The organism is Ralstonia edaphi, assembly GCF_958350185.1.
Classification (GTDB): domain Bacteria; phylum Pseudomonadota; class Gammaproteobacteria; order Burkholderiales; family Burkholderiaceae; genus Ralstonia; species Ralstonia edaphi.
Map to the genome: position 1 here is coordinate 465172 of NZ_CATWHI010000005.1, position 13960 is coordinate 479131.

The following is a 13960-nucleotide window of genomic DNA, read 5'->3' on the forward strand; positions in this document are numbered from 1 at the left end:
GTTGTTCGCATGTCGTTTTCGCTTGGTGAACTTGCTGCGTCGCTTGGCGCGACCGTCCAGGGTGACGCAGGCCTGATCGTCAAGTCGATCGCGCCGCTGGATCAAGCGGGCGCTGATCAGCTCGCTTTTCTCTCCAATCCGCTGTACCTCAATCAGGCTGTCAGTTCCGGCGCGGGCGCGATTATCGTGTCGCCCCGCGATCTGGAAACGCTCGAAAGTCAGGGCCACGCTGCTGGCCGGAACTGGCTGATTGCGGCCAATCCGTATGCTGCGTTTGCTCGTGTCGCCCAGCGCTTCGTTGCGCTGGCGGCGCGCCCCGTTGTGCCGGGCATCCACCGCACTGCCAGCGTGGAACAGGGCGCCACGGTGCCGGCGTCGTGCTCCATCGGTCCGAACGTCACCATCGAAGCCGGTGCTGTGCTCGGCGAGCGGGTGCGCATCGCGGGCAACAGTTTCGTTGGCGCCGGCGCGCGTATTGGCGAGGACACGTTGATCTACGCGAACGTTTCGATCTACCACGGCTGCGTGGTCGGGGCGCGTTGCATTCTGCATAGCGGCGTCGTGATCGGCGCGGATGGCTTCGGCTTTGCCCCGGACTTCGGTCCGCAGGGCGGCGAATGGGTGAAGATTCCGCAGGTTGGCCGAGCCGTGATTGGCGACGACGTGGAGATCGGCGCGAACACCGCCATCGACCGCGGCGCGATGGCCGATACGGTGGTCGAGCAAGGCTGCAAGATCGACAACCAGGTGCAGATCGCGCACAACGTGCACGTGGGCGCCTATACCGTGATCGCCGGCTGCGCTGCTATTTCGGGCAGCACGAAGATCGGGCGCTACTGCATCATCGGCGGCGCGGCCAATTTTGCCGGCCACCTGACCATCGCTGATCGCGTGACCGTCTCGGGCGGCACATCCATTACCAAATCCATCACCAAGCCCGGTGGCCATTTCACCAGCGTTTTCCCATTCATGCCGCACAGCGACTGGGAGCGTAACGCGGCCATCGTCCGAGGCCTGACGCGCATGCGCGAACGGTTGCAACAACTCGAACAGCGGGTCAAAGACCTGCAGCAACAATCATGACCGAAGCAACGAATGCGACGAGCGCCAACCCCAGCGTCGTCTGCGATTTCAACATCAAGAAGATTCTCGACCTGCTGCCGCATCGCTACCCGATGCTGCTGGTGGACCGCGTGATCGCGCTGGAGCCGCGCAAGTCGATTACGGCCATCAAGAACGTGACGTTCAACGAGCCGTTCTTCAACGGGCACTTCCCCGGCCATCCGGTCATGCCGGGCGTGTTGATGCTTGAGGCGCTGGCGCAAACCGCTGCGCTGCTGACCTTCGGCGAGGCAGACCACGAGCGCAAGGAAAATCAGCTCTACCTGTTTGTGAGCATCGATGGTGCCCGCTTCAAGCGGCAGGTGATCCCGGGCGACCAGCTCGTGATGACGGCTGAGCTGCTGCGCTCGAAGAGCGGTATGTGGAAGTTCAAGGTGTACGGCAAGGTTGACGGCGAAGTCGCCGTGGAAGCCGAAATCATGTGTGCCGTGCGCGAAGACAAGTCCAAGGGCGAGGCATGACGCAAGCACAGAAGATCCACCCGACCGCGCAGATCGATCCGAAGGCCGAACTGGATTCGAGCGTCGAGATCGGTGCGTTCACGGTCGTGGGCCCGAACGTGCGCATGGGCGCGGGCACGCGCGTCGGCCACCACACGGTGGTGGAGGGCTACACGACGCTGGGCCGTGACAACAGCATCGGCCACTTCGCATCGGTGGGTGGCCGCCCGCAGGACATGAAGTATCGTGATGAGCCGACGCAGCTGATCGTCGGCGATCGCAATACGATCCGTGAATTCACCACGATCCATACCGGCACGGCGCAGGATGCCGGCATCACGTCCATCGGCGACGACAACTGGATCATGGCCTACGTGCATATCGCGCACGATTGCCGCGTGGGTAACCACACGGTGTTCTCGAGCAACGCGCAGATCGCGGGCCACGTGGAAGTGGGCGACTGGGCGATCCTCGGCGGCATGTCGGGCGTGCACCAGTTCGTGCGCATCGGCGCGCATGCCATGCTGGGTGGTGCATCGGCGCTGGTGCAGGATGTGCCGCCGTTCGTGATCGCCGCCAGCGACAAGGGCGGCAACAAGGCCGCACCGCACGGCATCAACGTGGAAGGCCTGCGCCGCCGTGGCTTTACGGCCGAGCAGATCACCGCGCTGCGCCAGGCGTACAAGCTGCTCTACAAGAGCGATCTGAGCTTTGATCAGGCCAAGGCGGAAATCGCCGCGCAGATCGCTCAGGCGGATGACGCCCCGACACGCGAGGTGTTGACCGCATTTGCTGATTTCATTGCCGCCACCAAGCGCGGCATCGTGCGTTGAGCGAGCAGCCACAGAACGCCATGCCGGTGCGCCGCATCGGCATGGTGGCCGGCGAGGCTTCCGGCGATTTGCTGGCCTCGCTGCTGCTGAAGGGATTGCACGCACACTTGCCTGCCGACATCGCCTACAACGGCATCGGCGGGGCACGCATGGCGGAGCAGGGTTTCCAGTCGAACTGGCCCATGCACAAGCTGTCGGTCAACGGCTACGTGGAAGTGCTCGGCCAGCTGCGCGAGATTCTCACGATCCGCAAGGAACTCAAGCAGAACCTGCTGACTGCGCCCCCGCTGGCGTTCATCGGCGTGGACGCGCCCGACTTCAATTTCAACGTCGAGATCGCCATGCGGCAGGCGGGTGTGCCGGTGGTGCACTTCGTGAGCCCGTCGATCTGGGCTTGGCGAGCGGGTCGTATCAAGACGATCGCCCGGGCCGTCGACCATATCCTCTGTTTGTTCCCGTTCGAGCCCGAGATTTACGCCAAGGCCGGCATTCCGGCCACGTACGTCGGGCATCCGCTGGCGGACGAGATTCCGCTGGTGCCCGACGTGGAGGGCGCTCGCACGCGCCTGGGGCTGCCGTTGGGCCGCAAGGTGGTTGCGGTGCTGCCGGGTAGCCGGAATTCCGAAGTGAAGCATCTCGGGCCGACGCTGTTTGCGGCGATGTCGCGCATGCAGGCGGTCGAGCCGGATCTGGCGTTTGTGCTGCCGGCGGCCAATGCGACGCTGCGCGAGCGCATCGATGCCATGCGCGCGGAGCATCCGGGCCTGCATCTGTGGGTCGTCGATGGTCAGTCGCACGCCGCCATGGAAGCGGCTGACGTGATCCTGCTGGCGAGCGGCACGGCAACGCTGGAAGCGGCGCTGTACAAGAAACCGATGGTCATCACCTACAAGGTGCCCTGGTTGACCGCGCAGATCATGAAGCGCAAAGGCTATCTGCCGTATGTTGGGCTGCCGAACATCCTGTCCGGCCGCTTTGTCGTGCCAGAACTGCTGCAGGATGACGCAACGCCCGAGGCACTCGCGCGCGAAACGCTGCTGCAGCTGAGCGACCATGGCAACGCCACGTTCCTGCGTGAACACTTCACGCAGATGCACCTGACGCTCAAGCAGAACATGGCCGAGATCGGCGCGAAAGTCGTGGTCGATCTGCTGCGCAGTCGCGGTAAGCTTTGAGTCCATGGCTTCCCGCAAACCGAATCCCGATCAGCTTGGCCTGCTGCTCTCGCAAGAGCCGGCGGCCAAGCGCGCGCGTCGCATCCTGTGCGGTGTGGATGAGGCTGGCCGCGGGCCCTTGGCCGGGCCGGTGACGGCTGCAGCGGTCGTGCTCAATCCGCGCAAGCCGATCAAGGGCTTGGCCGACTCCAAAATCCTGACTGCCAAGAAGCGTGAAGCGCTGTACGACGAAATCGTCGAAAAGGCGCTCGCCTGGCACGTGGCGGAAGCCACCGTCGAAGAAATCGATCGCATCAACATCCTGCACGCGACCATGCTCGCCATGCAGCGCGCGGTGCAGGGCGTGGCTGCACTGGGCACGCTGCCCGATCTCGTGCAGGTGGACGGCAATCGTTGCCCGCAAGTGGCGTTTGCGGTGGAGGCCATCGTCAAGGGCGATGCGCTGGTACCCGCCATTTCAGCGGCATCCATCTTGGCGAAGGTGACGCGCGATCGCCAGTTGGCCGCGCTGCATACCGAATTTCCGCTCTACGGTTTTGACGTCCATGCCGGCTATGGCACGCCGCAGCATCTCGCCGCGATCGACCTGCATGGCGTAACGCCGCATCATCGCCGCTCGTTTGCACCGGTGCGTCGTGCGTTGGAGGGGATGAGCGCGATCAGCATCGAAACCGCCGCTGCAGGCAGCGCCTGGGACGACTGACCTTTTTCCGCTGGGCCCATTCGTGAAGCACATCACTTCCCGCGACAACGCGGTGTTCAAGCATCTCAAGGCGCTTTCGGGCTCGACGCAGCATCGTCGGCGCGCGGGGCAATCCGTGCTCGATGGCGTGCATCTCGTCATGGCATATCTGGATGCGGGCCATATGCCGGCGCAATGCCTGGTCTCGGAGCGCCATATCCGTCACCCGGAAGTGGCCGCGGTGCTCGATCGCGTCGATCCGGACACCGTCATCCTGCTGGCGGACAACCTGTTTGGCCAACTCACCACCGTCGTCAACGGCGTCGATCTGATGGCGCTGGTCGAGACGCCGGAGGGCAAGTTGCCGCAGACGATCGATGCAGACTGCGTCGTCCTCGATGGCATTCAGGACGCGGGCAACGTTGGTTCCATCCTGCGGTGTGCGGCCGCCGCCGGCGTGCGCGATGTGTTCATGACACCGGGCTGCGCGTTCGCGTGGTCCGCAAAGACATTGCGCGCCGCCATGGGTGCGCATTTCCACCTGAATATCGTTGAGCACTGCACCTTCGAAAGCGTGCATTCGCGGCTTCAGGTGCCGCTGTTGGCGACCTCGTCGCACGCAAAGCAGGCGGTGTTCGATGTGCCGCTCAATGCACCTGTGGGTTGGGTGTTCGGCAACGAAGGCGCGGGCGTGTCGGAGGAATGGCTTTCTGCCGTGACGACGCCCGTCACGATTCCACAGCCGGGCGGCATGGAATCGCTCAATGTGGCTGCCGCAGCAGCGATCTGCCTGTTTGAGGCCGTGCGACAACGCCGCGCGGGTTAGCCCTCTCTTTTTTCTGTCGGTTACCGGTCCTACGGCGTTTTCAAACGCCAGAAAAGTCCCGCATTGACTTTGACATTGAGTAATGGAACATTGAGCGCGGTGCCATCGAGCGCCCTCGATACCCAGACTCAAGGAGACCGGCATGCCGAACCCCACCCTGGCGCGCGTCCATGTCGACGAACTCGCCCAGTTTCGCGAAATCCAGCAGCTCGCTTACGCGTGCGTCGAAGCCGTCGGCGGCATGCTGCGCCCCGGCATGACCGAGAAGGACGCGGCCAAGCTGCTCACCGAGTGGCTTGGCGATCGCGGCGTCCATGACTGGCTGCACAAGCCGTTCGCGTGGTTTGGCGACCGCACCGCGTTCCAGGGCTTGTCGGGCCTGACGCATATGGCCGGCTTCAACCTGGCGTTCTTTCCGTCGTCGCGGCGGTTGGAAGAGAACATGCCGGTCATCCTGGACGTGGCGCCCGTGCGCAATGGCGTGATCGCCGATGTCGGCTATGCCACGTGTCTCGGCGAAAACGCCATCCTCGAGCAGCTGCAGGACGACTTGATGGCGCATCGTGAGTTGATCGTGCGCTTGATCCGCGAGCGTCGGTCGATGGCCGACGTGGCCCGTGCGGTGGACCAGCTTTGCATGAGGCAGGGCGTGGAGCCGCGTCACAAGGCGTATCCGTTCAAAGTGCTGGCGCATCGCGTGGCCAAGCTCGACAGCCCATCGAAGCCGCGTTTCGTTGCGCGCTTCGGGCTGAACGCCACGCGCAACCTGATCCTCGACCAGGTGCGCAGCGGCAAGCAGGAAGGGTGGTCGCCGCTGTGGTCGATCGATCGTCGATCCGAACACGCGCCGGTGCCGGGCCTGTGGGCCGTCGAGCCGCACCTCGGCTTCCATGGCGTCGGGGCCAAGTTCGAGGAACTGCTCGTCATCACCGAAGACGACGCCTACTGGCTCGACGACGATCTGCCGCACGTGCGTCGCTGGCAGCAGCGTCAACTCGCGCAGCAACGCGCCGCCTGACGCACGCGGAGGCCCAGATGAAAACGCTTCTTGAAGAGGCCCCGCTGGCGTTGTTCGAATCGCCCGCAGCGGTTTCGCCCAACGACTATTCGGAGCGGATGGTGCAGTCCGGCAGCGTCTCGCTCGCCGTCAAGACGTGGGGCAATCCGGCGCATCCGACCGTCGTGCTGGTGCACGGCTATCCCGACAACAGCGAGGTCTGGCACGAGATGGCACCGCTGCTCGCGCGCGACTACTACGTCGTTGCCTACGACGTGCGGGGTGCAGGCCGGTCGAGTTCGCCCAGCGGGATGCGCAATTACACCTTCGCGCGGTTGACCGATGACTTCATCGCCGTGATCGAAGCGCTGAGCCCCGGCAAGCCCGTGCACCTGATCGCGCATGACTGGGGTTCGATCCAGTCGTGGGAATTCGTGACAGAGGCGCGCCTGCGCGGCCGCATTGCGTCATACACGTCGTGCTCGGGGCCGTGCCTGGACCACGTCGGGCACTGGATGCGCGCGCGACTGCTGCGCCCGACGCCGTCGTCGCTGGGCAAGATGCTGGGCCAGCTCGTGCGATCGTGGTACGTGCTGCTGTTCCATTTGCCGATCGTGCCGGAACTGAGCTGGCGCCTGTGGCTGGGGCGGGCGTGGCCGCGCGTGCTGCGTCGTGTCGAGAAGACCGTCATCGAGCCGCGCCCCACGCAGACGGCCGATGGCGTGCGTGGTGTGTCGCTGTATCGCGCCAACTTCATCCGCAGCCTGTTCACGCCGCGCAAGCGTGTCGCACATGCGCCGGTGCAGGTGATCGTGCCGATGCTGGACAAGTACGTCAGCCCCGCGTTGTCCGAGGACCCCTCGCGCTGGGTGCCGCAGTATTGGCGCCGAGAGGTTGTGGCCCGGCACTGGCTGCCGGTCACGCATGCCGCCCGCATGGCCGAGATGGCGCGCGAGCTGATCGAGCACGCCGAAGGTAAGCCGGAATCCGAAGCACTGCAGCGCGCGCGTCAGCAGGGCGAGCGCAAGCCGCTGTCCGGCAAGCTCGCTGTCATCACCGGGGCCGGCAGCGGCATCGGTCGTTGCGCGGCGCTGGAATTCGCGGAGCAAGGCGCAGCCATTGTCGCCGTCGACATTCGTGCCGAGGACGCCGAGCGCACCGCCAAGCTCATCTGCCTCACTGGCGGCAAGGCGTGGGCGCGTACCGTCGACGTGGGCAACGCCGAGCAGATGGAAGCGCTGGTCGATTGGGTCGGCAAGGAGTTAGGCGGCGCCGACATCGTCGTCAACAACGCGGGCATCGGCATGGCGGGCGGCATTGTCGACACGTCCGAGCGCGATTGGCAACGCATCCTGCACGTGAACGTGTGGGGAGTGATTCACGGCGCCCGGCTGTTCGCCAAGCAAATGGTGGCGCGGGGGCAGGGCGGGCACATCCTGAACACCGCATCAGCAGCGGCGTTTGCGCCATCGCGCGATCTTGCCGCCTATGCCACGACGAAGGCCGCGGTGCTGATGTTGTCCGAATGCATGCGTGGCGAACTGGCCGGGCAAGGCATTGGCGTGTCGGCCATCTGCCCCGGTTTTGCAGAGACTGGAATCATGGCCTCCACGGTCTACACCGGCACGACCGAGGCACAGCAGGCGCAACTGCGCGCCCGCGCGACGAAGCTCTATCAACTGCGGGGCCTCAAGCCCGAAACCGTCGCGAAAGCGATGTTTGGCGCGATTCAGCGCAACAAGCCCGTCGTCACGATCGGTATCGAGGCGCATTCGTCACGCTTCATCTCGCGCTACGCGCAATGGCTCAGCCGGCTGATCGCGCGCGTGAGCATGGCCGGGCATTGAACCCGCGCCGACAAGAACATCAGGAGACCACCATGACCGCGCCCGATTACTTCATCAAGGCCCGCCACGTCCGTTTCGACTGGAAGGACACGCCCATCCAGTGGATTCCTGGCGATCCGTCCAGCACGCACATCATCAACATCCTGAACCTGCTCTTCCCCGCCGGCGAGTTGTGGTTCTGCCGCGTCTACAACAAGGCGCTGCCGCTGATTGCCGACGCGAAGCTGCGCGCCGACGCCGAGGGCTTTCTGCGCCAGGAGGCCGTCCATTCGCGCTCGCATGGCGGCGTGCTGACGCATTACTACAAGGACCACGGCATCGATACCCAGCCTTTCACCAAGCGGCTCGACTGGCTGTTCTCCAAGGTGCTCGGCGAACAGCCGCTGGGTCTGAAGATCGGTCACACGCGTTTCTGGCTGCGGCAGCAACTCGGTATCATCGCCGCACTCGAGCACTTTTTCGGCTATCTGGGCAATTGGGTGCTCAACGCAAAGGGGCTGGACGCCGCCCAGGCCGATCCCGTCATGCTGGACCTGTTGCGCTGGCATGGCGCGGAGGAAGTCGAGCACCGTACCGTCGCGTTCGACATCTTCCGCCACATGGGCGGCACGTATCTCGAGCGCTGCTTCCACATGCTGACCACGATCCTGCTACTGCTGTATTTCCTGATGACCGGCTTCCGTTTCATGTACAAGCGCGATCCGGACGCGGGCAGGTTTCCCGGCTTCATTCGCGGCTGGTGGCATGGCTCGCGGCGTAACTGCCTGCCCTCGTTCTGGAAAATGCTGGGGGCCGCGCTGCGCTATTTCCGGCCGAGCTATACGCCGCATCATGAAGGTTCGACCGAGCAGGCGTTGGCCTATCTGGAAACATCGCCGGCAGCGCAGGCCGCGGCGCACGGCGGCAACTGGGTGCGCGATCGCGCCTGACCGGCACAGAAAAGCAAAACGGCCGGTGCAATGCCGGCCGTTTTGCTTGTGCTTTGGCGTCCTGCGCTCAGTAGTTGCCGTGCTCCATCTTGATGTCCTGCAGGATCGTCGTGGCAATCTCCTCGATCGACTTGTGCGTTGACGACAGCCACTTGATGCCCTCGCGCCGCATCATCGCTTCGGCCTCGTTGATCTCGTAGCGGCAATTTTCCAGCGCGGCGTATTTGCTGCCTGGGCGACGTTCATTGCGGATTTCCGACAGGCGCTGAGGGTCAATCGACAGCCCGAAAATCTTGCTCTTGTAGTCGTACAGCACGGTGGGCAGCTTGCCGCGCTCGAAATCATCCGGAATGAGCGGATAGTTGGCCGATTTCACGCCATATTGCATCGCCAGGTACAGGCTGGTCGGCGTCTTGCCGCTGCGCGATACCCCCACCAAAATCACATCCGCCTCGGCCAGGTTCTTGTGTGACTGCCCGTCATCGTGGGCAAGTGAAAAATTGATCGCTTCGATGCGGTTCTTGTACGCCTCGGTGTCAGCATTCTGGTGAAAACGCCCGATGGCATGCGTGGACTTGAGGTTCAGCTCCCTCTCGAGCGGCTCGATGAAGGTCTGGAACATGTCCAGGATGGTGGCCTTGGCCCGATGGACGATCTCGTTTGCCTCGGCATCCACCAACGTGGTGAAGACAATCGGCCTCACCCCTTCGACGTGAAACGCCTCATTGATCTTGGCGACTGCAACATGCGCCTTGTCGATCGTGTCGACAAATGGAATCCGCACCTGGCGGAATTTCATCTCAAACTGCGCCAGGATCGAGTGGCTGAAGGTTTCTGCAGTGATCCCGGTGCCATCCGACACGATGAAAACGGTCCGGAAAGGTGTCCGGTTGGGAGATGCGGAGGCGAGGTCGGTCATCGAAAAGGAGGGGTTTTTCCAGCACGCCGGCAGGAAATCGTGCTGCGGCACGGTAGAATAGCGGCGATCGTTTAGCTAAGCAATTCGGGCCAATTGCCTGTCAGGCGCTGCCGCGGCGGCAGTCTTGGCACGGCTTCCGGATGATTTAGCCAAGCGATTCGTACGGCCAAACCACAACAAGAAAGCCCCGTGCGCGTCCGACCGGTTTTTCACTTAGTTTAGGGGCTTGTATGACTAACCTGTCGCAAGACGGCGCCTATGTGCTGCCGTTCGAGCAATTGCGGATGACCGATGTCGAGGTCGTTGGCGGTAAAAACGCTTCGCTGGGCGAGATGATCTCCCAGCTGGATGGCGCCGGCGTGCGCGTTCCGGGCGGTTTTGCCACCACGGCACTGGCGTTCCGCGATTTCCTTGCACACAACAACCTGACCGAGCGCATCTCGCAGCGTCTGGCCAGCCTCGACGTCGACGACGTCAAGGCGCTGGCTGTCGCCGGCAAGGAGATCCGCGAGTGGGTCGCCACCGCGCCGTTCCAGCCGCGTCTGGAGAAGGAGATTCGCGAGTCGTACGCTCGCGTGTCGGCCCGCGAAGGCGCCGAGGCATCGTTCGCCGTGCGCTCCTCGGCCACGGCGGAAGACCTGCCGGACGCTTCGTTTGCCGGCCAGCAAGAGAGCTATCTCAACGTGCTGGGCATCGACGACGTGCTCGACAAGATCAAGCACGTGTTCGCTTCGCTGTACAACGACCGTGCGATTTCGTACCGCGTCCACAAGGGCTTTGCCCACGACGTGGTCGCCCTGTCGGCCGGTGTCCAGCGCATGGTCCGCTCGGACTGCGGCGCCTCGGGCGTGATGTTCACCATCGACACCGAATCGGGCTTCCAGGATGTCGTCTTCATCACCTCCAGCTACGGCCTGGGCGAAACGGTGGTGCAGGGCGCTGTGAACCCGGACGAGTTCTACGTCTTCAAGCCGACGCTGGCTGCCGGCAAGTACCCGATCATCCGCCGCTCGATCGGCTCCAAGCTGATCAAGATGGAGTTCACTGCGCCGGGCGAAGAAGGCCGCGTGAAGACCGTCGACGTGCCGGGCGAACTCCGCAACCGCTACTCCATCAATGATGCCGACGTGGCAGAGCTGGCCAAGTACGCCGTCATCATCGAAAAGCACTACGGCCGCCCGATGGACATCGAGTGGGGCAAGGACGGCAAGGACGGCAAGATCTACATCCTCCAGGCCCGCCCTGAGACGGTGAAGAGCCAGGCGCACGGCAAGGTCGAGCAGCGTTTCCGCCTGAAGGGCTCGGCGCCGGTGCTGACCACCGGCCGCGCCATTGGCCAGAAGATCGGTACGGGCCCGGTGCGCGTGATCAACGATCCGGCTGAAATGGAACGTGTGCAGCCGGGTGACGTCCTGGTTGCCGACATGACCGACCCGAACTGGGAACCGGTGATGAAGCGCGCCTCGGCCATCGTCACCAACCGTGGCGGCCGTACTTGCCACGCAGCCATCATTGCGCGTGAGCTGGGTGTGCCGGCGGTGGTCGGCTGCGGCGATGCGACCGACCTGCTGAAGGACGGCACGCTCGTGACGGTCTCGTGCGCCGAAGGCGACGAAGGCAAGATCTACGACGGTCTGCTGGAAACCGAAATCACGGAAGTCCAGCGCGGCGAAATGCCGACGATCAGCACCAAGATCATGATGAACGTCGGCAATCCGCAACTGGCGTTCGATTTCTGCCAGATCCCGAACGGCGGCGTGGGCCTGGCGCGTCTGGAATTCATCATCAACAACAACATTGGCGTTCACCCGAAGGCGATCCTCGACTACCCGCAGGTCGACAGCGACCTGAAGAAGGCCGTGGAAAGCGTGGCCCGTGGCCATGCCAGCCCGCGCGCGTTCTACGTCGACAAGCTCGCCGAGGGCATTGCCACCATCGCAGCGGCGTTCTATCCGAAGCCCGTGATCGTGCGCCTGTCGGACTTCAAGTCCAACGAGTACAAGAAGCTGATCGGCGGTTCGCGCTACGAGCCGGACGAAGAAAACCCGATGCTGGGCTTCCGCGGCGCCTCGCGCTACATCGCCGAAGACTTTGCCGAAGCCTTCGAGATGGAGTGCCGTGCCATGAAGCGCGTGCGCGACGAGATGGGCCTGACCAACGTTGAAGTGATGGTGCCGTTCGTGCGTACGCTGGGCCAGGCCGAGAAGGTTGTCGAGCTGCTGGCCAAGTACGGCCTGAAGCGCGGCGAGAACGGCCTGCGCCTGATCATGATGTGCGAAGTGCCGTCCAACGCGATCCTGGCCGAACAGTTCCTGCAGTACTTCGACGGCTTCTCGATCGGTTCGAACGACCTGACGCAGCTCACGCTCGGCCTGGACCGCGACTCCGGCATGGAGCTGCTGGCCAAGGACTTCGATGAGCGCGATCCGGCGGTCAAGTTCATGCTGCAGCGTGCCATTTCTACGGCGCTGTCGATGAACAAGTACGTCGGCATCTGCGGTCAGGGCCCGTCCGACCATCCGGATTTTGCCGAGTGGCTGGCCAAGGAAGGGATTTCGTCGATCTCGCTGAACCCGGATTCGGTGGTCGACACATGGCAGAAGCTCGGTACGGTTTAATTCCGGCCTAGAGTGTCGTAAGACGAGGCGCGTATCCTGACGGATATGCGCCAACAAGACCGCGAAGTGCCCGGTGGCGTCCAACGCTGGCGGGGGCCGAGCGACATGCCCCCGCAGACGTGCAGCGTCGCGGGGGTTTTTTATGGGATTCAGGGAGAGGGAGTATGTCGGCTCAGACCGTCTGGTTTTCTCTGGCCGTGCTGCTCGTCATCGGCGAGCTGATGACGGGGACGTTCTATCTGCTGATGGTGGCAATCGGCCTCATCGCAGGCGGTCTTGCGGCGCTGATCGGCCTTGCGTTTCCTGCCCAGGCTGTCGTGGCCGCCATCGTGGCGGTGTTCGGCATCGTCGGGCTGCGGCGTACGCGCTACGGGCGGACCACGCGCGAGAATGCCGCACGCAATCGCAACGTCAATCTGGATATCGGCGAGATGTTGCGCGTCGATGCCTGGTCGCCGGAGCGCCGCGCGCGCGTGCAGTATCGCGGCGCGGCGTGGGATGTCGAACTTGCACCGCACGCGCCGGCCACGGCCGGTGAATTCCGGATCGTCGAAGTGCGTGGCAACGTGCTCGTCGTCGCGCCCAAATAACACGCAAATAGCACCTAAAACAACCAACAAGCTCAACCACGGAGGTTCTATGTTCGAGCTGGGGACTCTCGCGATCATCGTCCTGTTTGCCGCCGTCGTGCTCATTGCGCAAGGCATCAAGATCGTGCCGCAACAGCACGCCTGGATTCTGGAGCGGCTGGGCAAGTATCACGCGACGCTCTCGCCGGGGCTCAACATCGTGCTGCCCTTTGTCGACCGCGTGGCCTACAAGCACGTGCTCAAGGAAATCCCGCTCGACGTGCCGAGCCAGATCTGTATCACCAAGGACAACACGCAGCTGCAGGTGGACGGCATCCTGTATTTCCAGGTGACGGACCCGATGCGGGCATCGTATGGCTCCAGCAATTTCGTGATCGCCATCACGCAGCTCGCGCAGACGACGCTGCGCTCGGTGGTCGGCAAGCTGGAGCTGGACAAGACGTTTGAAGAGCGCGATTTCATCAACCACAGCGTCGTCAATGCGCTGGATGAGGCGGCATCCAACTGGGGCGTGAAGGTGCTGCGCTACGAAATCAAGGATCTGACCCCGCCGAAGGAAATCCTGCACGCCATGCAGGCGCAGATCACGGCCGAGCGCGAAAAGCGTGCGCTGATCGCCGCATCGGAGGGTAAACGTCAGGAGCAGATCAACCTGGCATCTGGTGCGCGCGAGGCCGCTATCCAGAAATCCGAAGGGGAAAAGCAGGCCGCCATCAACAAGGCGCAAGGCGAGGCGGCGGCAATTCTGGCGGTGGCCGAGGCCAATGCCCAGGCGATCCAGAAGATCGGTCAGGCCATTCGCACCGAGGGCGGTATCGATGCCGTCAACCTGAAAGTGGCGGAAGAGTATGTGAGCGCGTTCGGCAACCTGGCCAAGCAGGGCAACACGCTCATCGTGCCGGGCAACATGGGCGACCTGAGCACGATGATTGCGTCAGCATTGACGATTGTGAAGCAGCAGCGGCCGAGCGCGTAAAGGTGG

13 protein-coding genes are annotated in these 13960 nt (G+C 63.5%); 12 read left to right on the forward strand and 1 reads right to left on the reverse strand.

Going from position 1 to position 13960, the window contains the following annotated elements:
* Nucleotides 1-9: 9 nt before the first annotated feature.
* From lpxD to R2669_RS19720, 9 genes are all read left to right on the forward strand, one after another.
* Nucleotides 10-1083: a UDP-3-O-(3-hydroxymyristoyl)glucosamine N-acyltransferase gene (lpxD, locus tag R2669_RS19680; protein WP_316901779.1), complete on the forward strand. Its 1074-nt coding sequence runs from the start codon at nucleotides 10-12 to the stop codon at nucleotides 1081-1083.
* A complete protein-coding gene (fabZ, locus tag R2669_RS19685) occupies nucleotides 1080-1583 on the forward strand; it encodes a 3-hydroxyacyl-ACP dehydratase FabZ (protein ID WP_147218386.1) in 504 nt (167 codons plus the stop codon). The genes lpxD and fabZ overlap by 4 nt, the downstream gene beginning before the upstream one ends.
* Nucleotides 1580-2395, forward strand: coding sequence for an acyl-ACP--UDP-N-acetylglucosamine O-acyltransferase (lpxA, locus tag R2669_RS19690; RefSeq protein WP_027677464.1), 816 nt, complete (start codon nucleotides 1580-1582; stop codon nucleotides 2393-2395). The genes fabZ and lpxA overlap by 4 nt, the downstream gene beginning before the upstream one ends.
* A 41-nt stretch (nucleotides 2396-2436) precedes the next feature.
* A complete protein-coding gene (lpxB, locus tag R2669_RS19695; protein ID WP_374220548.1) occupies nucleotides 2437-3570 on the forward strand; it encodes a lipid-A-disaccharide synthase in 1134 nt (377 codons plus the stop codon).
* A 4-nt stretch (nucleotides 3571-3574) separates the two neighbouring features.
* Nucleotides 3575-4273 carry a ribonuclease HII gene (gene rnhB, locus R2669_RS19700; RefSeq protein ID WP_316901781.1) on the forward strand — a complete coding sequence of 233 codons (699 nt, stop codon included), beginning with the start codon at nucleotides 3575-3577 and terminating at the stop codon, nucleotides 4271-4273.
* Between the two features lie 22 nt (nucleotides 4274-4295).
* The gene (locus R2669_RS19705) at nucleotides 4296-5078 is read left to right on the forward strand and encodes a TrmH family RNA methyltransferase (protein WP_316901782.1); all 783 of its coding nucleotides are present in this window, start codon (nucleotides 4296-4298) and stop codon (nucleotides 5076-5078) included.
* A 142-nt stretch (nucleotides 5079-5220) separates the two neighbouring features.
* On the forward strand, nucleotides 5221-6096 hold the full coding sequence (locus R2669_RS19710; protein WP_316901783.1) for a M24 family metallopeptidase: 876 nt from the start codon (nucleotides 5221-5223) through the stop codon (nucleotides 6094-6096).
* Between the two features lie 17 nt (nucleotides 6097-6113).
* A complete protein-coding gene (locus tag R2669_RS19715; protein WP_316901784.1) occupies nucleotides 6114-7922 on the forward strand; it encodes an SDR family oxidoreductase in 1809 nt (602 codons plus the stop codon).
* Nucleotides 7923-7954: 32 nt separating this feature from the next.
* Nucleotides 7955-8851: a metal-dependent hydrolase gene (locus tag R2669_RS19720; RefSeq protein WP_316901785.1), complete on the forward strand. Its 897-nt coding sequence runs from the start codon at nucleotides 7955-7957 to the stop codon at nucleotides 8849-8851.
* Nucleotides 8852-8918: 67 nt separating this feature from the next.
* Here the strand turns inward: R2669_RS19720 and ppsR are convergent, their stop codons facing one another.
* On the reverse strand, nucleotides 8919-9770 hold the full coding sequence (ppsR, locus tag R2669_RS19725; protein ID WP_147218375.1) for a posphoenolpyruvate synthetase regulatory kinase/phosphorylase PpsR: 852 nt from the start codon (nucleotides 9768-9770) through the stop codon (nucleotides 8919-8921).
* Nucleotides 9771-10000: 230 nt separating this feature from the next.
* On the opposite strand from ppsR, the gene ppsA reads away from it, so the two are divergent.
* The 3 genes from ppsA to R2669_RS19740 all read left to right on the forward strand — a co-directional run bounded on the left by ppsA (nucleotide 10001) and on the right by R2669_RS19740 (nucleotide 13954).
* Entirely contained in the window at nucleotides 10001-12388 is a 2388-nt protein-coding gene (gene ppsA / locus R2669_RS19730; protein WP_316901786.1) for a phosphoenolpyruvate synthase, read from the forward strand.
* A 164-nt stretch (nucleotides 12389-12552) separates the two neighbouring features.
* Nucleotides 12553-12978 carry an NfeD family protein gene (locus R2669_RS19735; protein ID WP_316901787.1) on the forward strand — a complete coding sequence of 142 codons (426 nt, stop codon included), beginning with the start codon at nucleotides 12553-12555 and terminating at the stop codon, nucleotides 12976-12978.
* A gap of 49 nt (nucleotides 12979-13027) precedes the next feature.
* Entirely contained in the window at nucleotides 13028-13954 is a 927-nt protein-coding gene (locus R2669_RS19740) for an SPFH domain-containing protein (RefSeq protein WP_316901788.1), read from the forward strand.
* Nucleotides 13955-13960: the final 6 nt, after the last annotated feature.